Source organism: Salinicola endophyticus (assembly GCF_003206575.1).
Lineage (GTDB): Bacteria > Pseudomonadota > Gammaproteobacteria > Pseudomonadales > Halomonadaceae > Salinicola > Salinicola endophyticus.
Genome location: NZ_PZJO01000001.1, coordinates 231,086 through 252,562, shown reverse-complemented (window position 1 = coordinate 252,562; position 21,477 = coordinate 231,086). Strand labels below are relative to the sequence as shown.

The 21,477-nt window shown below is 68.9% G+C and carries 21 protein-coding genes; 10 read left to right on the top strand and 11 right to left on the bottom strand.

What is annotated here, in order from left to right:
• Positions 1–84 precede the first annotated feature (84 nt).
• The 3 genes from dnaE (at position 85) to tilS (ending at position 6,046) form a co-directional block, all read left to right on the top strand.
• On the top strand, positions 85–3,591 hold the full coding sequence (gene dnaE / locus DOM66_RS01095) for a DNA polymerase III subunit alpha (RefSeq protein WP_110675161.1): 3,507 nt from the start codon (positions 85–87) through the stop codon (positions 3,589–3,591).
• A 99-nt stretch (positions 3,592–3,690) separates the two neighbouring features.
• Positions 3,691–4,644: an acetyl-CoA carboxylase carboxyltransferase subunit alpha gene (locus DOM66_RS01090; protein ID WP_110689009.1), complete on the top strand. Its 954-nt coding sequence runs from the start codon at positions 3,691–3,693 to the stop codon at positions 4,642–4,644.
• Positions 4,645–4,702: 58 nt separating this feature from the next.
• Positions 4,703–6,046: a tRNA lysidine(34) synthetase TilS gene (gene tilS, locus DOM66_RS01085; protein WP_110689008.1), complete on the top strand. Its 1,344-nt coding sequence runs from the start codon at positions 4,703–4,705 to the stop codon at positions 6,044–6,046.
• A 28-nt stretch (positions 6,047–6,074) separates the two neighbouring features.
• Here the strand turns inward: tilS and DOM66_RS01080 are convergent, their stop codons facing one another.
• Complete coding sequence (locus DOM66_RS01080; RefSeq protein ID WP_110689007.1) at positions 6,075–7,583, bottom strand: Ppx/GppA phosphatase family protein; 1,509 nt, start codon at positions 7,581–7,583, stop codon at positions 6,075–6,077.
• Between the two features lie 184 nt (positions 7,584–7,767).
• On the opposite strand from DOM66_RS01080, the gene DOM66_RS01075 reads away from it, so the two are divergent.
• The 5 genes from DOM66_RS01075 to folM all read left to right on the top strand — a co-directional run bounded on the left by DOM66_RS01075 (position 7,768) and on the right by folM (position 13,073).
• Positions 7,768–8,097, top strand: a complete 330-nt coding sequence (locus DOM66_RS01075) for a thioredoxin family protein (protein WP_157958814.1) — start codon at positions 7,768–7,770, stop codon at positions 8,095–8,097.
• 381 nt (positions 8,098–8,478) lie between these two features.
• On the top strand, positions 8,479–9,738 hold the full coding sequence (gene rho / locus DOM66_RS01070) for a transcription termination factor Rho (RefSeq protein ID WP_035472528.1): 1,260 nt from the start codon (positions 8,479–8,481) through the stop codon (positions 9,736–9,738).
• 215 nt (positions 9,739–9,953) lie between these two features.
• Positions 9,954–11,462 (top strand): 4-hydroxy-3-polyprenylbenzoate decarboxylase, encoded by a 1,509-nt coding sequence (gene ubiD, locus DOM66_RS01065; protein ID WP_110689006.1) that lies wholly within the window; start codon positions 9,954–9,956, stop codon positions 11,460–11,462.
• A 121-nt stretch (positions 11,463–11,583) separates the two neighbouring features.
• The gene (locus DOM66_RS01060; RefSeq protein WP_110675155.1) at positions 11,584–12,390 is read left to right on the top strand and encodes an FAD-binding oxidoreductase; all 807 of its coding nucleotides are present in this window, start codon (positions 11,584–11,586) and stop codon (positions 12,388–12,390) included.
• Positions 12,387–13,073 (top strand): dihydromonapterin reductase, encoded by a 687-nt coding sequence (gene folM / locus DOM66_RS01055; RefSeq protein WP_110675154.1) that lies wholly within the window; start codon positions 12,387–12,389, stop codon positions 13,071–13,073. Before DOM66_RS01060 ends, folM begins: the two co-directional genes overlap by 4 nt.
• An 83-nt stretch (positions 13,074–13,156) precedes the next feature.
• On the opposite strand, the gene DOM66_RS01050 is transcribed toward folM, so the two are convergent.
• Both DOM66_RS01050 and DOM66_RS01045 read right to left on the bottom strand, forming a co-directional pair.
• Complete coding sequence (locus DOM66_RS01050; protein WP_110675153.1) at positions 13,157–13,864, bottom strand: anti-sigma factor; 708 nt, start codon at positions 13,862–13,864, stop codon at positions 13,157–13,159.
• Complete coding sequence (locus DOM66_RS01045; RefSeq protein ID WP_110675152.1) at positions 13,843–14,397, bottom strand: sigma-70 family RNA polymerase sigma factor; 555 nt, start codon at positions 14,395–14,397, stop codon at positions 13,843–13,845. Before DOM66_RS01045 ends, DOM66_RS01050 begins: the two co-directional genes overlap by 22 nt.
• A 185-nt stretch (positions 14,398–14,582) precedes the next feature.
• Here DOM66_RS01045 and DOM66_RS19980 point away from each other — a divergent pair, with 185 nt between their 5' ends.
• Both DOM66_RS19980 and DOM66_RS01040 read left to right on the top strand, forming a co-directional pair.
• On the top strand, positions 14,583–14,714 hold the full coding sequence (locus DOM66_RS19980) for a hypothetical protein (protein ID WP_280951245.1): 132 nt from the start codon (positions 14,583–14,585) through the stop codon (positions 14,712–14,714).
• A gap of 113 nt (positions 14,715–14,827) precedes the next feature.
• Positions 14,828–15,892 (top strand): 3-deoxy-7-phosphoheptulonate synthase, encoded by a 1,065-nt coding sequence (locus tag DOM66_RS01040; protein ID WP_110689005.1) that lies wholly within the window; start codon positions 14,828–14,830, stop codon positions 15,890–15,892.
• A gap of 37 nt (positions 15,893–15,929) precedes the next feature.
• Here DOM66_RS01040 and DOM66_RS01035 read toward each other — a convergent pair whose 3' ends face one another.
• From DOM66_RS01035 to gspG, 8 genes are read right to left on the bottom strand one after another with little or no spacing between them, the layout of a single operon-like run.
• Positions 15,930–16,658, bottom strand: a complete 729-nt coding sequence (locus DOM66_RS01035; protein ID WP_110689004.1) for a type II secretion system protein N — start codon at positions 16,656–16,658, stop codon at positions 15,930–15,932.
• Entirely contained in the window at positions 16,658–17,176 is a 519-nt protein-coding gene (locus DOM66_RS01030) for a hypothetical protein (protein WP_110689003.1), read from the bottom strand. The genes DOM66_RS01035 and DOM66_RS01030 overlap by 1 nt, the downstream gene beginning before the upstream one ends.
• Entirely contained in the window at positions 17,173–18,495 is a 1,323-nt protein-coding gene (locus tag DOM66_RS01025; protein ID WP_110689002.1) for a type II secretion system protein GspL, read from the bottom strand. The genes DOM66_RS01030 and DOM66_RS01025 overlap by 4 nt, the downstream gene beginning before the upstream one ends.
• Complete coding sequence (gspK, locus tag DOM66_RS01020) at positions 18,495–19,586, bottom strand: type II secretion system minor pseudopilin GspK (RefSeq protein WP_110689001.1); 1,092 nt, start codon at positions 19,584–19,586, stop codon at positions 18,495–18,497. The genes DOM66_RS01025 and gspK overlap by 1 nt, the downstream gene beginning before the upstream one ends.
• Complete coding sequence (locus DOM66_RS01015; RefSeq protein ID WP_110689000.1) at positions 19,583–20,191, bottom strand: prepilin-type N-terminal cleavage/methylation domain-containing protein; 609 nt, start codon at positions 20,189–20,191, stop codon at positions 19,583–19,585. Before DOM66_RS01015 ends, gspK begins: the two co-directional genes overlap by 4 nt.
• Positions 20,188–20,562: a type II secretion system protein gene (locus DOM66_RS01010; protein ID WP_110688999.1), complete on the bottom strand. Its 375-nt coding sequence runs from the start codon at positions 20,560–20,562 to the stop codon at positions 20,188–20,190. The genes DOM66_RS01015 and DOM66_RS01010 overlap by 4 nt, the downstream gene beginning before the upstream one ends.
• Complete coding sequence (locus DOM66_RS01005) at positions 20,559–21,035, bottom strand: GspH/FimT family pseudopilin (protein ID WP_157958956.1); 477 nt, start codon at positions 21,033–21,035, stop codon at positions 20,559–20,561. The genes DOM66_RS01010 and DOM66_RS01005 overlap by 4 nt, the downstream gene beginning before the upstream one ends.
• Entirely contained in the window at positions 21,032–21,472 is a 441-nt protein-coding gene (gspG, locus tag DOM66_RS01000; RefSeq protein WP_110675143.1) for a type II secretion system major pseudopilin GspG, read from the bottom strand. The genes DOM66_RS01005 and gspG overlap by 4 nt, the downstream gene beginning before the upstream one ends.
• Positions 21,473–21,477 lie beyond the last annotated feature (5 nt).

Genomic DNA, 21,477 nt, shown 5'->3' with positions numbered 1-21,477 from the left:
CTATTCCCGGGAGTCTCTGCTTGCCCGGGGCCAAGCTGGTATCCTGTCGCGGTCACTCATTCGCCGCCCGATCTCGAGTTCGTCATGACTACACCTTTCGTTCATCTCCGTGTTCACAGCGAGTACTCCCTGGTCGACGGCCTGGTTCGCCTCAAGCCGCTGATCAATGCCAGCGTGGAGGCCGGCATGCCGGCCGTGGCGGTCACCGACGACACCAACCTGTTTGGCCTGGTGAAGGTCTACAAGGCGGCCCAGGGGGCCGGCCTGAAGCCGGTCATCGGCGCCGACTTCTGGCTCCACAACGCCCACGACGAGAGCCACCCCTACCGGCTCACGCTGCTGGCGATGAACGACACCGGCTACCGCAATCTGACCGAGCTGATCTCGCGCGCCTGGACCGACGGCCAGCGCCAGAACCAGGCGATCCTCGACAAGCAGTGGGTGTTCGAACAGAGCGAAGGGCTGATCGCGCTCTCCGGGGCGCGCGAGGGCGAGATCGGGCGCTTTCTGATCGCCGAGCACGTCGATACCGCGCGCACCCTGCTGGCGGAGTGGAACCAGCACTTCCCCGGGCGCTTCTATCTCGAGCTGCAGCGCACCGGGCGGCAGTACGACGAGGAGTGCGTCTACCACTCCGTGCGCCTGGCCAGCGAGACCGGTACCCCGGTGGTGGCCACCAACGACGTGCGCTTCCTCGCCCGCGAGGACTTCTGGGCCCACGAGACCCGAGTCTCGATCGGCGAGGGCAAGGCGCTGGAGGATCCGCGGCGCGAGCGCAAGTACACCGAGGAGCAGTATCTCAAGACCCCGGAGGAGATGGCGGCGCTGTTCGCCGATATCCCCGAGGCGCTGGAGAACAGTGTGCTGATCGCGGCGCGCTGCAACGCCACGGTGCGCCTGGGGGAGATCTTCCTGCCGGAGTATCCGATTCCCGAGGGCATGACCCAGGACACCTTCTTCCGCAAGATCTCCCATGACGGTCTCAGCCAGCGCCTGCAGCAGCTGTTCGAGGGCGACAACCCGATCTATCCCGGCCGCGTGCTCGCCGAGTACGAGCCCGAGTACCGCAAGCGCCTCGACTTCGAACTCGACATCATTCTCAAGATGGGCTTCCCCGGCTACTTCCTGATCGTGATGGACTTCATTCAGTGGGCCAAGGACAACGACATCCCGGTGGGGCCGGGGCGTGGTTCCGGGGCCGGCTCGCTGGTCGCCTACGCGCTCAAGATCACCGATCTCGATCCGCTGGAGTACGACCTGCTGTTCGAGCGCTTCCTCAACCCCGAGCGTGTCTCGATGCCCGACTTCGATGTCGACTTCTGCATGGAGAAGCGCGACCGGGTGATCGACTACGTGGCCGACCGCTACGGCCGCAACGCGGTATCGCAGATCGTCACCTTCGGCACCATGGCGGCCAAGGCGGTGGTGCGCGACGTGGCACGCGCCCAGGGCAAGCCCTACTCGATGGGCGACAAGCTCTCCAAGCTGATCCCGTTCGAGGTCGGCATGACCCTGGCCAAGGCGATCGAGCAGGAGCCGCAGCTCAAGGAGTACCTCGAGTTCGACGAGGAGGCCGCCGAGATCTGGGAGATGGCGCTCAAGCTCGAGGGCATCACCCGCGGTACCGGCAAGCACGCCGGCGGGGTGGTGATCGCGCCGACCAAGCTCACCGACTTCTCGCCGCTGCTGTGCGAGCCGGACGGCTCCGGGCTGGTGGTGCAGTTCGACAAGAACGATGTCGAGGACGCCGGGCTGGTCAAGTTCGACTTCCTCGGCCTGCGCACGCTCACCATCATCGACTGGGCGCTGGAGATGGTCGATGTGGTGCGCGGCCGCGAGGGCCAGGGGCCGCTGGATATCGGCACCATCCCGCTCGACGACAAGCCGACCTTCGACATGCTCAAGAAGGCCGAGACCACGGCGGTGTTCCAGCTCGAATCCCGCGGCATGAAGGAGCTGATCAAGCGCCTGCAGCCCGACTCGCTGGAGGACATGATCGCCCTCGTCGCACTGTTCCGCCCGGGGCCGCTGCAGTCGGGCATGGTGGATGACTTCATCAACCGTAAGCACGGCCGTGCCGAGCTGGCCTATCCCCACCCGGACTACCAGCACGAGTTATTGAAGCCGGTTCTCGAACCCACCTACGGCATCATCCTCTACCAGGAGCAGGTGATGCAGATCGCCCAGGTCCTGGCCGGCTACACCCTGGGGCAGGCGGACATGCTGCGCCGCGCCATGGGCAAGAAGAAGCCGGAGGAGATGGCCAAGCAGCGCGCCGGCTTCATGGAGGGGTGTGCCAACAACGGCATCGATGCCGACCTCGCCGGCAACCTGTTCGACCTGGTGGAGAAGTTCGCCGGCTACGGCTTCAACAAGTCACACTCGGCGGCTTACGGGCTGGTCTCCTATCAGACCGCCTGGCTCAAGGCGCACTACCCGGGGCCGTTCATGGCCGCGGTGCTCTCCACTGAGATGGACAACCTCGACAAGGTGGTGCCGCTGATCGAGGAGTGTCGCCATATCGGACTGACGGTGACCCCGCCGGACGTCAATGTCGGCGCCTACAAGTTCACCGTCGATGACAACGCCCGGGTGGTCTATGGCCTGGGGGCGATCCGCGGCGTGGGCGAGGGCCCGATCGCGGCGATCGTCGAGGCTCGTCAGGCCGAAGGGCCGTTCACCGATCTGTTCGACTTCTGCCGCCGCATCGACGGCAAGCGCATGAACAAGCGCACCCTCGAGGCGCTGATCCGCTCCGGCGCGCTCGACAACCTGGGGCCGTCGCGGGCGGTGATGGCGGCCTCGCTGGACGCCGCACTCAAGGCCGCGTCGCAGAACCAGACCAACCAGAATCTGGGCATGATCGACATGTTCGGCGAGGCCTTCGTCGATACCGCCGATGGCGACGTCTATGCCGACTATCGTCACGCCCGCGACTGGAGCGACAAGGAGCGCCTGGCCGGTGAGAAGGATACCCTCGGGCTCTATCTCACCGGCCACCCGATCGACGAGTACGAGCACGAGCTCAAGCGCTTCGTGGCCACCCGGATCGTCGATCTCAAGCCGTCGCGGGAGCCGCAGCGCGTGGCCGGGCTGGTGGTGGCGATGCGTACCATGAAATCCAAGCGCGGCGACACCATGGCCTTCGTCACCCTCGACGACCGCACCGGGCGCATCGAGGCGTCGCTGTTCGGCGAACTGTTCGATCAGGTGCGCGGCCAGCTCAACGCCGACCAGGTGCTGATCATCGAGGGCGAAGTCTCCAGCGACGACTACTCCGGCGGTCTGCGTCTGCGCAGCAAGGAGGTCACGCTGATGGCGGACGCCCGCGCCCGCTTCGGCGAAGCGATCGAGCTCAGCGTCGACGGCGCGCGTCTCAACGGCCGCTTCTCGCGCTCGCTCCACGACAGCCTGACGCCGTGGCTGAGTGAGCGCGGGCTGCCGGTGCGGGTGCGCTATCGCAACGCCAGTGCCAGCGGCTGCTTCGAGCTCGCCGAGGCGTGGCGGGTATCGCCCAGCGATGAGCTGATCACCGCGCTGCGCGACGTCGAGGGCCACGAATCGGTCGCCCTGCGCTACCGCGGCGGTTGACGGCGGTTGCTAACACTCGTGAGGGTGCGATAATGACGCGTTTTCGCCGCAGCGTACGCCGCACGCTTCAGGTTGCCAGGACATCACAGTAGACGCCCTATGAATCCCAACTATCTGGACTTTGAACAGCCGATTGCCGAACTTCAGGCCAAGATCGAAGAACTGCGCCTGGTCGGGAACGACAGCCGCATCAGCCTGAGCGACGAGATCGGCAAGCTCGAAGAGAAGAGCCGCAAGCTCACCGAGCAGATCTTCCGTGACCTGACCGCCTGGCAGGTGACGCAGCTGTCGCGGCATCCGCAGCGCCCCTATACGCTGGACTATCTCGACAGCATCTTCACCGAGTTCGACGAGCTGCACGGTGACCGCAACTTCGCCGACGACGCCGCCCTGGTCGGCGGCGTGGCGCGGCTCGATGGCAAGCCGGTGATGGTGATCGGTCATCAGAAGGGGCGCGACGTCAAGGAGAAGGTGCGCCGCAACTTCGGCATGCCGCGCCCGGAAGGCTACCGCAAGGCGTGCCGTCTGATGGAGATGGCCGAGCGCTTCAGGATGCCGGTGCTGACCTTCATCGACACCCCGGGTGCCTATCCGGGGATCGACGCCGAGGAGCGCGGCCAGTCGGAAGCGATCGCTTATAACCTGGCAGTGATGTCGCGGCTCAAGACGCCGATCATCGCCACCGTGATCGGCGAGGGCGGTTCCGGCGGGGCGCTGGCCATCGGCGTCTGCGACGAGCTGCAGATGCTGCAGTACTCCACCTACTCGGTCATCTCCCCCGAAGGCTGCGCCTCGATCCTGTGGAAGAGCGCCGAAAAAGCCTCCGAAGCGGCCCATGCGATGGGGATCACCGCCGAGCGGCTGAAGGAGCTGGGTTTCGTCGATACCCTGATCGACGAGCCGCTGGGCGGCGCCCACCGTCAGCCCCAGAAGACCGCGGAAAGCGTGCGTGAGGCGCTGCTCGGCAGTCTCGACCGGCTGCAGGGAATGGACACCGACGCGCTGTTGGCGCGCCGCTATGAGCGCCTGATGTCCTACGGCGCCCCGCAGTAAGATCACGCCTGGCCGCGTCACGCTCTCCTTTGCCGAGACGCGCTCAGGAGGTCCACCGGTGGCCGACTCTCTCTCCTCTGTCGACGTTCTCGATGCCCTCATCACTGAAGCCCTGGCGCCACTGGCCCCGGGGCGACGGCTGTGGGTGGCGCTCTCCGGCGGTCTCGATTCGTCACTGCTGCTGAACCGGGCGGCGCCGGCGGCGCGCGCGCGCGGCATGGCGCTGCAGGCGATCCATGTCGACCACGGCCTGCAGCCCGCGGCGACGACCTTCGTGGATCACTGCCGGGCACTGTGTGCGGCACTCGAGGTGCCGCTGAGCGTGGTGCCGGTCACGGTGACGCCGGCAGGGCAGGGGCTCGAAGCGGCTGCGCGGGAGGCACGCTATGCCGCGTTCGCCGCCACCCTGGCGGCGGGCGACGTGCTGTGGCTGGCCCAGCATGCTGACGATCAGCTCGAAACCTTCCTGCTCGCCGCGCTGCGCGGCAGCGGCGTGACCGGGCTCGCCGGGATGCCGTTGCGGCGGCACTGGCGTGGCCTCGAGGTCGTGCGTCCCTGGCTCGGCGAGGCGCGGACGACGCTGCGTGCCGCCGCCGAGCAGTGTGATCTCGCCTGGTGCGAAGATCCCTCCAATCAAGCACTCCAGCAAGATCGCAACTTCCTGCGCCACCGGGTCGCGCCGCCGCTGGCCGAGCGCTGGCCCGGGGCGGCCGCGGCGGTGGGGCGCAGTACCGCCTGGCTGGCGGAGGCGGATGAACTGCTCGCCGAGCTGGCCGAGAGCGATCTCGCCCGCGCCGGTGGCGACCCGGGGTGTCTGCCGCTGGTATCGCTGATGACGCTGAGCCCCGCGCGCCAGCGTCTGCTGGTGCGTCACGCCCTGGCCCGCCTGGCGCTGCCGACACCGCCCGCGGCGCGCCTGGCCGAACTGCGGCGACAGTGGCAGGCCGGCCACGATCGCGCGGTCAGGGTCGTCTGGCCAGGGGCGGAGGCGCGGGTATGGCGCGGGTCGCTCTATCTGCTGGCGATGCTGACACCGGTGGACCCACAGTGGTGCGCCAACTGGGATGGCCGCGGGGCGCTGGCCACGCCCTGGGGAACCTACCGCTACCAGTTGATGCCCACTGCCGACGCCGCCGGCGGCAGCGTGGGTGAGACAGATCGCGCCGGGGCGGCAGATAGCACCGCGGTTGCGCTGCGGGTGACCCTGCGCCGCGGCGGCGAGCGCCTGTGCCTGGCCTCTCGCGGTCATCGCGACGTCAAGCGGCTGCTGCAGGAGGCGGGCCTGCCGCCGTGGGTGCGGGAACGGGTGCCGCTGGTGTGGCACAGCGAGACGCTGGTGGCGGTGCTTGGAGTGGCGAGCGCCGCGGGCTGGCGGCAGGTGCCGCTGCCCGCGACCGCATGAGCGAACGCGATATCGCGAGCGCGCGGCGCTACTCGTTGTAGCGCAGCGTCAGCCCGACGCTGCGCTGATAGCTGGCTTCCTCTTCGAGGTCGTTGAGCACAAGCGGGTGCAGGCGCGCCGCCGGTAGCGTCAGCGTCAGGGTCTCGCCCTGGGCGTCGAGCTGGAAGTCGTCGACTGCCTGCTCCGGTCGCGAGTGGTTGAGCAGTACCGCCAGGCGCAGCAGTCGGGCCAGCCGGGCGTAGGCCGGGCGCGTCGCCTCGGGCAGTGCCTCGAGCTCCTTGTGCGGAAACTTGCGCCGGTGGGCGCGTACCAGGAACGCCAGCGCCTGCTGCTCCGGACGCGAGAAACCGGGCATGTCGGAGTACTCCAGCAGATAGGCGCCGTGGCGATGGAACTGGCTGTGCGAGATGGCCAGGCCGATCTCGCACAGGCGTGCCGCCCAGGCCAGGAACAGGCGCTGCTCGGCGTTGAGTCCCCACGCCTTGCGCACCTGATCGAAGGCGTGCAGCGCGCTGCGCTCGACGTTGTCGGCGTGAGTCAGATCGACGCTGTAGCGGCGCATCATCTGTTCGACGCTGTGGCGGCGCGAATCCTCCGGCGTGTTGCGCCCGACCAGATCGTAGAGCACCCCTTCACGCAGGGCGCCGTCGGAGTAGCGCATGCGTTCGAGATCGAAGGCCTCGAACACCGCGCAGAGAATCGCGATCCCGGCCGGGAACACCCGCGCCCGATCCTCCTTGAGCCCCTCCATGGTGACCTTGTCCAGGTGGCCGCAATTGATCAGCCGCTTGCGCAGTGCCAGCAGGGCGTCACGCTCGATGACCCCGGCATCGCCCTCGCCGTTGGCGGCGATGACCGCGGCCGCGGCCTTGATCGTGCCGCTGGAGCCGATCGGGTCCTGCCAGCCCAGACGGCGGTAGCCATTCTGGATGTTGGCGAGCTCGGAAAGCGCCGCCATCTCGGCGCGGCGGAAGCGTTTCTCGCTGATGTCGCCGTTGGCGAAGAAGGCGCCGGTATAGGCGACGCAGCCCATGTGCAGGCTCTCCAGCGCCTGGGGCTCGAAATCCTCGCCGATGATGAACTCGGTGGAGCCGCCGCCGATGTCGACGATCAGCCGCCGGCCGTGTACTTCGGCCAAAGCGTGGGCGGCCCCCAGATAGATCAGGCGCGCCTCCTCGCGGCCGCCGATGATCTCGATCGGATGGCCGATCAGCGCCTCGGCGCGTTCGATCAGGGCGTGGGCATTGTGGGCGGCGCGCAGGGCGTTGGTACCCACGATACGCAGGTCGCCCGGCGCGACCTCGGCGAGGAAGGGGGCAAAGCGCTCGAGACAGCCCAGGGCGCGCTCCATCGCTGCCGGGGTAAAGTTCTCGTCGGCATCCAGGCCGGCGGCGAGCTGCACCTTCTCGCCCATCTTGGCGACCACCTGCAGACGGCCATCCTGATAGTTGGCGACCAGCAGGTGGAAACTGTTGGAGCCGAGATCGATGGCTGCCAGGCGACGGGTGGTCTCGGGGGCGGTCGGCTTCCCGCTCATGGCGTGGCGTCCTCGACGGCGAACTGAACAAGGCGCGGGACGTCGCTGTCGGCGCCCTCGGGGCCGGCCGCCGGCGTCCCGCGGCGGAAAAAGGTGAGTGCAAGGTTGCGTTGCCCTCTCGGGCTTGTCAATCGGCGCGCCGCTCTGCATGCTGCGTTCAGAGACCCCCTTCAGGCAGGCAGTCATGACGCAGAGACTCAAGCTCGACGGCGACACCTTCGACGCCTGGCGCGAGCGTCCCGGCGGGGCGCGGCTGGCGGTGTTCGTGGCCGCCTGGTGTGAACCCTGCGAAAGCCTGCTGGCAACGCTTGCGACGAGCGGCGACGGGTTGCCGCTCGACCAGCCGGTGGGGGTGGTCGACGTCGACCGTGAGCCAGTCCTGGCCGAGCGCTACGGGGTACGTGGCACGCCCACGCTGACGCTGTTCGTCAACGGCGAGGCGCGCACTTCGCGGGTGGGGGCGCTCTCCCGGAGCCAGCTCGCGCAGCTTTGCGACGAGGCTGCGCGGAGCTGAACGCCGTGCGGCATCTGCCACCATCGAATGACTTGCGTTCGCCGGACAGCTTGTCTACCATCGGGACGTTCGCCTGTTCCGAATGCTTCTCGACCGCCTCGCGGTCCCCCAAGTCGTCAGTCACCCCAGTTCCGATCACCGGATCGACATTGCGTCTTTCGGACGACCGTCCGAGAGATCACAGGCGAATCGAACCGCTCTCCCGGCATCTTTGGCCAACCGGTCTATCAACGTCACGGTGACCGGCCATCCAGACGAACAGCCCGGCTTCTGGGACGACTGAACGCGCCGCGCGGCGTATGCATTGACCGCCTCTTGTCCTTTCTTTCTTCATCCGGCAACCGCCATTGCCTGCGACACGAGCCATTTCTGACCGAACTCATGAATCTAACCGAACTCAAGCAAAAATCCGTTCCTGAGCTGCTGGATATCGCCCGGGAAATGGGCATCGATAATCTTGCCCGTTCGCGCAAGCAGGACATCATCTTCGCGATCCTGAAGAAGCACGCCAAGAGCGGTGAAGATATCTATGGAGATGGGGTTCTGGAGATTCTCCAGGACGGTTTCGGTTTCCTGCGCAGCGCCGACTCTTCGTATCTCGCCGGCCCGGACGATATCTACGTCTCGCCGTCGCAGATCCGGCGCTTCAACCTGCGCAAGGGCGACTCCATCTCCGGCAAGATCCGGCCGCCGAAAGAGGGTGAGCGCTATTTCGCGCTGCTCAAGGTCAACGAGATCAATTTCGACAAGCCGGAAAACGCCAAGCACAAGATCCTGTTCGAGAATCTGACGCCGCTGTTCCCGCAGGAGCGGCTGGTGATGGAGATCGGCAACGGCTCCACCGAGGACATCACCGCCCGTGTGATCGACCTCACCGCACCGATCGGCAAGGGCCAGCGTGGTCTGATCGTGTCGCCGCCCAAGGCGGGTAAGACGCTGATGCTGCAGAACATCGCCACCTCGATCACGCGCAACAACCCCGAGTGCCACATGATCGTGCTGCTGATCGACGAGCGCCCGGAAGAGGTGACCGAGATGTCGCGCACCGTGCGCGGCGAGGTGGTGGCGTCTACCTTCGACGAGCCTCCGGCACGCCACGTGCAGGTCGCCGAGATGGTGATCGAGAAGGCCAAGCGCCTGGTCGAGCACAAGAAGGACGTGGTCATTCTGCTCGACTCCATCACCCGCCTGGCGCGCGCCTACAACACCGTGGTGCCCTCCTCCGGCAAGGTGCTCACCGGTGGTGTCGACGCCCACGCGCTGGAGAAGCCCAAGCGCTTCTTCGGGGCTGCGCGTAACATCGAAGAGGGCGGCAGCCTGACCATCATCGCCACGGCGCTGGTGGACACCGGCTCCAAGATGGACGAGGTGATCTTCGAGGAGTTCAAGGGGACCGGCAACATGGAGGCGCACCTGGACCGCAAGCTGGCCGAGCGCCGCGTCTACCCGGCCCTCAATATCCGCCGCTCCGGTACCCGGCGCGAGGATCTGATCGCCTCCGAGGATGAGATGCAGCGCATGTGGATCCTGCGCAAGCTGCTCAATCCGATGGACGACGTGGCGGCCACCGAGTTCCTGATCGATCGGTTGAAAGATACCAAGACCAATCTGGAATTTTTCGAGGCCATGAAGCGCAGATAACATCGGTCTGCGCTCGGCATTACGGTGTTGAACGCCGACTTGCCATGCTCATGACGCAAGTAAACGCCGTTGGCTCGTCGTCCGCCTTGCCATCGCTCGATCCGATACCAGGCCGCGACGGGTCGGTATTGGGACATTGAGCAGAGATGCAATGAAAGGGCAGCATGTTATGCTGCCCTTTTTGCGTTCTTGACCAGCAGGATGCGGGCAACAGCATGAAATATCACGATTTGCGCGACTTCATCGCGGCGCTGGAAGCGCGCGGCGAGCTCAAGCGCGTCAGCGTCGAGGTGGATCCCTACCTCGAGATCACCGAGATCTGCGACCGCACCCTGCGGGCCGGCGGGCCGGCGCTGTTGTTCGAGAACGTCAAGGGCAGCCGCATGCCGGTGCTGGGCAATCTGTTCGGCACCCCGCAGCGGGTCGCCTTCGGCATGGGCCAGGAGAGCGTCGAGGCGCTGCGCGAGGTGGGCAAGCTGCTCGCCTTCCTCAAGGAGCCGGACCCGCCCAAAGGGCTGCGTGACGCCTGGGACAAGCTGCCGATCTTCAAGCAGGTCATGAGCATGGGGCCGAAGACGCGGCGCTCGGCGCCGTGCCAGGAGGTGGTGCTCGAGGGCGATGCGGTGGATCTCGATCAGCTGCCGATTCAGCACTGCTGGCCGGGGGACGTGGCGCCGCTGGTGACCTGGGCGCTGGTGGTGACCAAGGGGCCGCACAAGTCGCGCCAGAACCTGGGGATCTACCGCCAGCAGAAGCTGGGGCGCAACCGGCTGATCATGCGCTGGCTCTCCCACCGCGGCGGGGCGCTCGATTTCCGCGAATGGCAGCAGGTGCATCCCGGTGAGCCGTTCCCGGTGGCGGTGGCCCTGGGCGCCGATCCGGCGACCATTCTCGGCGCGGTGACCCCGGTGCCCGACACCCTCTCCGAGTACGCCTTCGCCGGGCTGCTCAGAGGCTCGCGCACCGAGCTGGTCAAGTGCGGTCACGCCGATCTGGAGGTGCCGGCCTCCAGCGAGATCGTGCTCGAGGGCTACATCTACCCCGACGACATGGCGCCGGAGGGGCCGTTTGGTGACCACACCGGCTACTACAACGAGGTCGAGCAGTTCCCGGTCTTCACCGTCGAGCGGCTGACCCATCGCCGCGATCCGATCTATCATTCGACCTATACCGGGCGTCCGCCGGACGAGCCGGCGATTCTGGGGCTGGCACTCAACGAGGTGTTCGTGCCGATCCTGCGCAAGCAGTTTCCGGAGATCGTCGACTTCTATCTGCCGCCGGAGGGGTGCTCCTACCGCATGGCGGTGGTGACCATGAAGAAGCAGTATCCGGGGCACGCCAAGCGGGTGATGATGGGGGTGTGGAGCTTCCTGCGTCAGTTCATGTACACCAAGTTCGTGATCGTCCTCGACGACGACGTCGACGCGCGCAACTGGGAGGACGTGATCTGGGCCATCACCACGCGCATGGACCCGGCGCGGGATACGGTGATGGTGGAGAACACCCCGATCGACTATCTCGATTTCGCCTCGCCGACCGCAGGGCTGGGGTCCAAGATGGGCCTGGATGCCACCAACAAGTGGCCCGGAGAGACCACCCGCGAGTGGGGCGAGCCGATCGTCATGGATCCGGCAGTCAAGACGCGGGTCGACGCGCGCTGGGACGAGTACGGGATCGATATCGCGCCACCCGCGGCGCGTGCGGGCAAGACGCCCGACGCCTGAGGTCGGGGTTCGGCGTCGACGCCGAGGCGGCGTCCCGACCAGGGTACAGGGCCTGCGGGCAAGCAGTGGGCAGTCGAACAATCGGCATTCGAACAGTGGGCATGCGAACAGAGAGGTGAACATGACGGTCAGAACCCTGACCTGCCAGGTGGAATCGGTCGAGGATCTGACTCCCGACGTGTTCCGGGTGATGCTCGAGGGGCGGGCCGAGGCGATCGCCCACGCCCCGGGCCAGTATCTGGAGCTGGCGGTGGACGACGACACCTGGGTGCCGTTCTCGATCGCCTGTGCCGAGAACGGCGAAGGGCGCCTGGAACTGCATATCCAGCACTGGCCCGAGCGTACGCACTCCTCGCGCCTGCGCGAGATGCTGACCCACCGTGCGCGGCTCTCGGTACGGCTGCCCCATGGTGAGTGCACGCTGCCGGCGCAGAGCAGCGCGCCGCTGCTGCTGATCGGTGCCGGTACCGGCTTTGCCCAGTTGAAGGCGATCGCCGAGGCCGCGCTGGCGGAGAATCCCACGCGTGCGCTGTCGCTGTGGTGGGCGGTGCGCGAGCGCCGCGATCTCTACGCCGAGAGCCTTGCCCGGGCCTGGGCCAGCGACCATCCCAACGTCAATTTCCACGCCGTGGTGGAGAATCTCGATAACGCGCCCGAGACGCTCAGCGGGGTGACCTGGCACGCCGGGCGTATCGATGCGGTGCTGGCCGCCGAGATCCAGACCCTCGACGGCGTCGAGATCTATCTGGCCGGCTCTCCCGGCATGGTGTACGCCTGCGTCGACACCCTGGCGCCGCTGGGGCTGGTGGCCGAGCAGGTCCACTCCGACGTCTTCAGCTACGCCCCCCGCGTGCCCTTCCTGCCACTGCCGGAAGCCGACCCGGAGGCGGCGCCGCTCAGCCCCGGCGAGGAGAACGAGCGCCCGTGAGCCAGTCGCCGATCCTGATCACCGGCGGCGCCCAGCGCCTGGGCCTGCACTGCGCCGAGCGCCTGCTCGACGATGGCCATCCGGTGATCGTCACTTACCGCCGCGAGCGCGAGGCGGTGGCGGCGCTGCGTGCCCGCGGCGTGCTCACCCTGCAGGCAGACTTCGCTACCCGCGCCGGGACCGAAGATTTCATCGCCAGGCTCAAGGCGCAGGTGAGCAGCCTGCGCGCGGTGGTGCACAACGCCAGCGAATGGCTGGCAGACCCCGGCCCCGAGGCCGCGGGGGAGACCTTCGAGCGGCTGTTTCAGGTGCACATGCAGGCGCCGTATCTGATCAACCTGGCGGTGCGCGAGCTGCTCGAGGCGTGTCAGGAGCCGCAGCGCGACATCGTCCATATCACCGACAGCGTGGTGCGCCGCGGAGCCGCCGAGCAGGCCGCCTACGCCGCCAGCAAGGCCGGGCTGGAGAGTCTGACACTCTCCTTCGCCGCGCGTTTCGCCCCGCATATCCAGGTCAACGCCATCGCCCCGGGACTGGTGATGCTCGGCGAGGCCACGCACCCCAACCGACGGGTGCCGGGCCCCGGGGTGATCTATCAGACCCTGCGCTATCTGCTCGACAACGACTATGTCACCGGTACCGTGATGGTGGTGGATGGCGGGGAGTCCTTGGGCGCGGACTAAGCGTACGCACGATCGTCGCCCGGCGGCGTGTCGTGACTCCCGGCGCGCCGCCGCGCATTTCTGCTGTGCCGTTCGGACCGCCCCTAGAGCGAGAATGGCTCGCTGCGCATCGGCACCAGCTTGCCGTGATCGAGCATGGTCCCGCTGGGCTTGCCCGCCGGAGCGCCGCTGCGCGGCTCCAGGCTGACCGCCAGGTCGGCGCTGCGCAACTGGGCGCGCATCGGCTCGGGCAAGCGCATGCTTTTCTGCCCGCTGCTCGGCAGCATGCCCAGCGATACCGGCTTGCCGTTGTCCATCATCCACAGCTCGCACGCCATGCCCGCCGGCATCGGGCCCGGGGCCAGGGTCTGGATGCGCATCTCGCCGCTGTCGGAAGCGCTGACCAGCCAGCCCGGACGGCCACCCTCGGCGTTGGCGACGAACACATAGTCGCCATCCATCATTGGCGGCGCGGGGGCGGCGATCAGCAGTGCCGCCAATGCCAGGGCGGCCAGGGTGGAGAGGGCGCTGATCCCCTGCCACAGCCCCAGACGCCGCCACCAGCGGCGCTCCAGCCCGGCCCGGGCGGCGATCTGCGGCCATAGCGCGGCGGGTGGCTCGACCGGTGTCAGCCGGGCGTTGAACGACTGCAGCCGCTCGCGCCACGCCGCGACACTCTGCTGCAGGTCGGGGCTGACCGCGAGCAGCGCCTCGAACTCGGCCTGTTGGCGCCGTGTCAGGGTCCCCAGCACGTACTCACCGGCCGCCAGCTCGCGGGCCTCGGGATCGCTCAAGCGAAGCGTGTCATGCATGACTTCAACCTCTCCAGCCCGCGGCGGACCCAGCTCTTGACCGTGCCCAGCGGTGCCGTCAGCTGCTGGGCGAGCTCGTGATGCGTCATGCCTTCGAAATAGGCCAGCTCCAGCGCCTGGCGCTGCTGCGGCGTGAGCTCGTCGAGGCAGGCATTGAGCGAGTCTGCCTGGCCCGCGATATCGCTGGCGTGCTCGATGTCATCCTCGCTGGGCAGCGCTTCGATCAGGGCCTCGCTGTCCGGCGCCTGCGGTCGCTGGCGGCGTAGCCAGTCGATGCCGGCGTTGCGTGCCAGCGTCGACAGCCAGGTCATCGGCTGGGCGCGGCTCGCGTCATAACGGCCAGCGGCCTGCCACACGCGCAGATAGACCTGCTGCAGGCAGTCCTGGGCCGCTGCCTCCTGACGAACGATACGCAGCAGCTGCGCATAGAGATGCGGGCTGGTGGCACGATAGAGCTTGGCGAAGGCGCGGTCGTCGCCGCGGGCGCACGCGGCGAGCTGGCTGGCCAGCGTGTCGGGGGGCGGGTAGGTCATCGTTATCCTTTGATTTTTCTGGCGCGTGCGATCCCTGCCCGGGGTTTACCACAGATTCACGCACGGTGTCTTGCCCGCTCCGCCCGAGGCCCGTCCGCAGCGCGGTGCGGGACTCGCTCACACGCGGTGCTTGTCAAATGTCAGCGAGACGTTAGGATAGAGGCACGATCTACGCGAGAGAGCCCATGACCCCCAACCCCGCCATCCACGCTGCCGCTGCTGCCGATCTCTTCGGCGGTGTCGTCGCGTATGCGGGTTTTGGTTTCGGTTATGGCTATTGGTTTAGGACTGGCGTGCCCGTCGGTCGGTCGACATGACCTGAACCCGCGAGGCACGCCCCACCAGGGCTGCCTTCCGCGTATCGAGAACCCCCGGAGCAGCCCTCCGGGGGTTCTCGCGTTTCAGGCCCCAACCCTGGAATGAGATGATGATGAACGCCGTGACATCTGCCCTGAAGCCCGCCGCCGAGAGCGCCCCGCGCCGGCGTGAACTGACCCTGCCCAGCGCCGCCGAGCTGCGCGCAGCGATCCCCCTGGAACCCATGCTGGCTGTCCGCGTCGCGCGTCAGCGCGAGGCCATCCGCGCGGTGCTCGACGGCCGCGACGAGCGCCTGCTGGTGGTGGTCGGCCCGTGCTCGATCCACGACCCCGACGCCGCGCTGGAGTACGCCGAGCGTCTGGCCGCGCTGCAGGCCAGCGTGGACGATCGCCTGCTGCTGGTGATGCGCGTCTACGTCGAGAAGCCGCGCACCACGGTGGGTTGGAAAGGGCTGGCCTACGACCCGCACCTGGATGGCAGCGACGACATGGCGGCGGGCCTGGCCAGCGCGCGCCGGCTGATGCGCGATGTCGCCGCGCTGGGCCTGCCGGTGGCCACCGAGCTGCTGCAGCCGATGGCCGCGGCCTACTTCGATGATCTGCTGAGCTGGGTCGCGATCGGCGCGCGCACCACCGAGTCGCAGATCCACCGCGAGCTGGCCAGTGGGCTCGACGCCTGTGTCGGCTTCAAGAACGGCACCCAGGGCAATGTGGACGTGGCGGTGGCGGCGATGCAGTCGGCGGCGCATGCGCATCGCCACTTCGGGGTCACCGCCGAGGGCACGCCGGCGATGATCGAGACCCCCGGCAACCCCTTCACCCATCTGGTGCTGCGCGGCGGCCAGGCCGGACCCAATCACGATGCCGCCAGTATCGCCGCCAGTCGCCGTGCGCTGGAGCAGGCCGGGCTGACGCCGCGGCTGATGGTCGACTGCAGCCACGCCAATTCGCGCAAGGATCACCGCCGCCAGACCGAGGTGCTGCACAGCGTGGTCGACCAGCGTCTGGCCGGTGAGCATTCGCTGATGGGGGTGATGCTCGAAAGTCACCTCTTCGAGGGCAAGCAGCCGCTCAATCCGGCGGTGCTGCGCTACGGTGTCTCGATCACCGATGCCTGCCTGGGCTGGGAGACCACTGAGCAGCAGCTCATCCGGGCTGCCGAACGGCTACGCGGCTGACGAGCCTGCGGTTCACGCAGGCGTTATCCAGAGACCGCTACCAGCGGAAATGGCGCTCCAGGCGTTCGCCGCTGGCGCTGGGGTCCAGGCGTCGACGCCACTCGGCCAGCGGATGGCTGTCGGCGATGCGGCCGCGCAGCTCGCCCTGGCCGCCGTTGGCGCCAGGCGTCAGCGTCAGCGAGAGTGCCAGATCCTGACCCTGTTCCAGGTTCAACCGCAGCTGGGGCGCACCGCCACGGCACGCGAACTGCAGCCGGGCATGGCCCAGCGCGACCCGGGTCGGGGTGAGCAACACGACATCCGATGCCGTCAGCGCGCCGTGACTGGCGAGACAGCGCGTGCCGCGCAGGGTGATATCGAGCTGCCCCTCCCAGCGCGCCGCCAGCGCCAGTGGCAGACGCGAGAGATCGAGCGCATCGAGGTCGCCACCGGTGATCGTCCAGCGGGTGTCGAGACCATGCCAGGCGCCGCGGGCGTGCCAGGCACCGTCGCCTTCACCGAGGGTCAGCGCGAGTTGCCCGGGCCAGGCCAGTTTCCAGTCGAGGGGCCCAAGGGCCAGCGGCCAGCCATCGGCGCGCCAGGCGACGCGCGCCACGCGGCCCGCCGCCAGCGTCCCCGAGGGGGCGATCAGGGTGACGTCACGCGCTATCGCTGCCCGCGGGCCGAAGGTCGTCAGCGGCCAGTCCAAAGGCAGCGTCAGGACGAAGGTGAGGGCGATGGTCAGCCCAGCGCCGAGCGTGCCCAGCATAGCGATACCGCGTCTCATCAGGGGCTCCCCGTCGCTGTGGTGTCCAGCGCCGCCTTTCCCGGCCCCGGCCCTGACTCTGGCCCCGAACCCGGTCTTTCGAGCTGACTACGCCAGCGCGCCTCCAGCGCCAGGCTGCGCCCATCGCGGCGTTCGAGCTGCCACGCCACCGCCCACCAGCCGCGCTGCGCCGCCCAGCGTGCGAACTCGCTGAGCGCCTCGGGCGAGGTCGCCTCACCGCGGGTCACGACGCTGTCGTCATGCGTTTCGATACGGGTCAGTGCCAGGCCATGTTCCACCGCGGCGCTGCGCCAGTGCTCGACGTTCACCGCTTCGATCGGCGGCAGCCGCAGCAGGCTCGGGTCCGGTCTCGCTGCGGTGAATGGCTCGCCCCCGGCGGGCAGATGTGTCAGCACGGCGTGGCCGGCGTAGGCCAGCACACCGACCAGCGCCAGTATCAGCAGACCCTTCTCCCGCCCCGAGCGCGCCATCCACAGCGGCGCCAGTCGGGCGGGCAGGCGCAAGGTGAATCGGCTCATGGGCTAGGCTCCAGGGCGTTGGCGGACAGGGTCAGCGCCAGGCTCAGCTCGCCTGGCCCTGGCTGCCATTGCGGCTCGCCCAGGGCAGCCAGCCGCTGACGGGCGCGGGTTACCACCACCGGCGCCGGCGGCTCGGGGTAGCGCCAGGAAAGCGTTGCCTGGTTCCCGTTGACTGCCAGCCGGGATAGCTGCCAGGGCGTGGCGGCGAGCTGTGCCGTGGCCTGTGCCAGCGCCTCGCTGAGTTGGCGGTTGCGCTGCGCCAGGGCCTCGATGGCCGCTTCACGCCGGGCCAAGGCGGCCTGGGCATCGGCCGGCGTGGCCATGGTGAAGCGGGCGGCCAGCGCTGCCGCCTGTTGCTGCCCGGCCGCGGCCTCTGCGCGCCAGGTCGTGGCCAGCCACAGGGAGGCGTCGAGCAGTGCCAGCAGTGCGATGGACCCCGCCAGCCAGCGCGTGCGCCGTGGCGGCCGCCAGGTAGCCCCGGGCCAGCGCGGACCGCTGGTGTCTGCAAAGGGCAGCGCGGCGGGGGGGCTCGCCGCCAACCAGGTGAGGCTGCAGCGCCGGGCCTGCTCGGCGGCCGCTTCGCCGCCAGCGTTCCTGTCGTCCTCTCTTTCGGCATCGTCATCGCCATCGCCTCGGTGGTCGTCGCACTGTCGCGGCTGGCCGGTGTCGCCATTGGGCTCGATGGCGCCATCGACCACCTGGCAGTCGCACTCGCGCCAGGCCGGCGGCAGCGGCCAGTCGCGTGGCCACGCCAGCCACTGGACGGTCTCCGGGGCGCCCGGCGCCGCGGGTGGGGCCAATCCCTGGCACAGCCGGTGGCTGCCGTCATCGAGGAGGGTGACCTGATCCGGTGTTGCCGGCCGCGGCAGCGCCAGGAAGGCGCAGCTCCAGCCCGCCGGGGCCAGGCCGAGGCGTTGCGCCCAGGCGTGCCAGGCGGCGAGCTCGGCGCTCGGCAGGGCGATCAACTCCAGGTGGCCGCGGCCGCGCTGCAGCGGATGCAGATGGAGCTGATCCACCGCATCGCTGGTTACCGTCTCCAGCAGCAGCGGCCACTCGCGGCGCTTGAGCCCGCGCGGGGCGGCGAGATGGAAGTGGCTGACCGCGTCCGCCGGCAGCAGCAGGGTGACCGGGTGAGTGACGGCCAGCCGCGTCAGTGCCTGCCAGGCTTCGGGGGGGCTGGCGGCGCTCAGCGTCTGTGGGGTGGCGCCTTCGAGGCACCAGTCGATACAGGCCAGGGTGTCGTCGCCGGGGGCGAGGCGCTCGTGTGGGGCGACGAGCAGGCGGGCGGCGGCGCGCGCCGGGCGTCCGGGTCGGCGCATCAGGGCTGCTCCTGGGTGAAGAGATTATCCGCCGCCGGATCGGCGGCGTACGGGGATGTGGCGGTGAGCCGGTCGCTGGGGTAGCCGCTGCGGCGGCTCAGCACCCGCACCCGCGCGGCCGGCTGCAGCGGGTAGAAGGCGCTGGTGCCCTCGGCCAACAGCAGGCGCTGGAAGTCATAGTGCTGACCCGCCAGGCGGATGCGGATATCCAGCGCCACATAGTCCGGGGTCAGCCGCAGGCGGCCGCCGTAGCGGTCGAGCCAGGGCGCATCGCCGCCGAGCACCTGGCGTACCGCGTCGAGACTGGTGTAGCCCCCCGGCGGGCGGTCGCGCAGCAGCGTGGCCAGGGCGCCGCGATCGACCTGGCCCTCGAACAGCGCATCCAGCAGCGGCAGGTCGCCGGGCCCGAGGGCGTTGAGATCGAGCCGCCAGGGGCCGTCGTCGGGCAGGGTGCAGAGCTCGCCGAAGCGGCCGACGCGGCGGCTGTCCAGAGGCGCGAGCCAGTTGATCTCGCTGGGATCGCGGAGCCAGGTGTCGGCGCTCGTCCGGGGTGGGTCGAGGCGCGCATAGTCGGCGCCATCCATGCCGCCGACGCGGGAGAGGTTGTCGGCATCGATCCAGTCGGCGAGACGGGCAACGAACTCGCCCGGGTTCATGTCGGTAAGGCGCTCGCCGGCGTAGTTGGCCACCCAGTAGAGCAGCTGGCGCTGGGCCAGTGCGGCCTGGCTGCCGCTGAGGGCGTTGAGGTTGAAGCAGGTGCGCAGGTCGTGCACCACCAGGTGCAGCTCGCCGGCGTCGGTGGGGTAGCGCAGCGGGCGCCCGGCCAGGGTCTGCCACCACAGATCGGCGTGACGCACCGCAGCGTCGGTGAGCGCGCGGCGGGCGATGATCTCCGCGCCGCGGGCGTAGAACTCGGCCTGGGTCTCCTGCTGCAGCAGTTCGAGACGGGTCAGCTCGTGCCGGCCCTGCAGGGTCAGTGCGCTCAGGGTGACGCTCACCAGCGCCAGCGCCAGCAGCACCATCAGCAGCGCGGCCCCGGTCTGGCACGGTGCACCCGGGGAGCCGCGGCGGGCGCTCGACGGCAGGGTCATGGCAGCAGCTCCGGCAGTATCGCGGTGGTGGTCACCGGCCGGCCGTGGCGCTGCCACTGCACGCGCACGCCCTGGGCGATCCCGTTCGGTGGCGGGGCGGCGAGCCAGCGCCCGGCGGCGAAGAATTCCAGCGTCAGCGCAGTGACGTCGTCGAGTGCCGCCACCCGCTGCCACTCGGGCTCACCGGCGGCGTCGAGCAGCCCGCTGGAGTCGAGCGTCAGGGTGGCGCCGTCGCGATCCCACTGCAGGCGCTGGCGGCGCAGGCGGGTGTAGAAGTCGCCCACCGGCAGCGCTGCCGCGCCCAGCGAGACCCACTCCAGCCGTGACAGGTCGGCGCGATAGGCGAGCGGCAGGTTGAACAGCACCAGACCGCGTTCGTGCACCGGGCGCTGTACCAGCGCCTCCAGGCGCCGCGTGAGCAGACGGCTGAAGTCGATCTCCGTTGCCAGCGGCGGCGGCTCGGCGAAGCGCTCGCGGACCGTCACCAGCTGGTTGACCAGTGCCGCCACGCCGATGCCGACCAGCGCGGTCAGGGCGATGGCGATCATCACCTCGAGCAGGGTGAAGCCGCGCTGGCGCGGCGACGACTCGGCTGGCGGTCTCATGGCGGTGCCAGATAAAGGGTGAAGGTGAGTACCGGGTTCTCACGGGCCGGGTCGTCGTAGAGCGCCAGGCGCCCCTGACGCAGGCGCTGGATCGGCGTGGCGGTCACCGTCAGGCGCCACCAGCAGGTGTGTCCCGCCTGGCTCAGTTCGCCCTGCTGGGTGCCCAGGCGCGGCCAGTAGTGGTCGAGCGCCGCGCGGCTCTCGAACTCCCGCGCGCACAGCAGCAGCGGCGCACGACGCGCCGCACTCTCGGCGATGCGCACGCGCTGCTGCACGCCCTGGGCGACGATCACCGCGATCAGCGCCAGGATGAACAGTGCCACCACCACCTCGAGCAGAGTGAAGCCGCGCTGGGCGTGCCTGACACTCATTGCCCACTGCCTGTCACGCTGACCCCGAGCGCATCCACCGCCAGGGTACGGCTGGCGCCATCGCCCGCCAGGCGGATATGCGCGCCCACCACCTCGCCGTCGGGCAGCCACACCAGCCAGGGCGTGGTGGTGTCGGCGGCCGGCGGCTGACGGCTGGGCTGCAGCGGCGGGTTCCAGCGCTGGGGGTCGAGCCCCAGGCGTTCGCCGAAGGGTTGCCAGCCGTGGCCGGGCTGCCAGCTGACGAAGCGGTAGCCCTCGGCCAGCGGCTGCCAGCCGATCACCCGCTGGCGCGCCCGGGCGACATCCGCGGCCAGGCGGAATGCGCCGGCCAGTTCGCGGGCCTCGCGGTCGAGCCGCTCGCCGGGGTGCGTACCCGCCAGCCAGGCCACGGCGAGGCTCGAGCCCAGGGCGATGATCACGATCACCACCAGCAGTTCGATCAGCGAGAAGCCCCGGGCGCCACGAGACCTCACAGCATCCAGTTGCCGATGTCGGCATCGATGCCCTCACCACCGGGCTGGTTGTCGGCGCCCAGGCTGTAGAGGTCGACCCGGCCATGCTGGCCGGGGCTGGCGTAGTGATAGGGGTGGCCCCAGGGGTCCTCCGGCAGTCGCCGGATATAGCCGTCTTCGCGGTAGTTCTCGGCCAGCGGTGCGACCTGGGGCGGAGTGATCAGCGCCGCCAGGCCCTGTTCGGTGGTGGGGTAGCGGTAGTTGTCGAGACGATACATGTCGAGGGCCTGCTCGAGGGTCGAGATATCGGCGCGCGCCTTCTGCTGCATGGCATCGTCCTGATTGCTCAGCACATTGGGGGCGACGATCGCCACCAGCAGACCGATGATGAAGATCACCACCATGATCTCGAGCAGGGTGAAGCCGGACTGGTGGCCGGGGCGGGGAGGGCGTGTCATGGCGT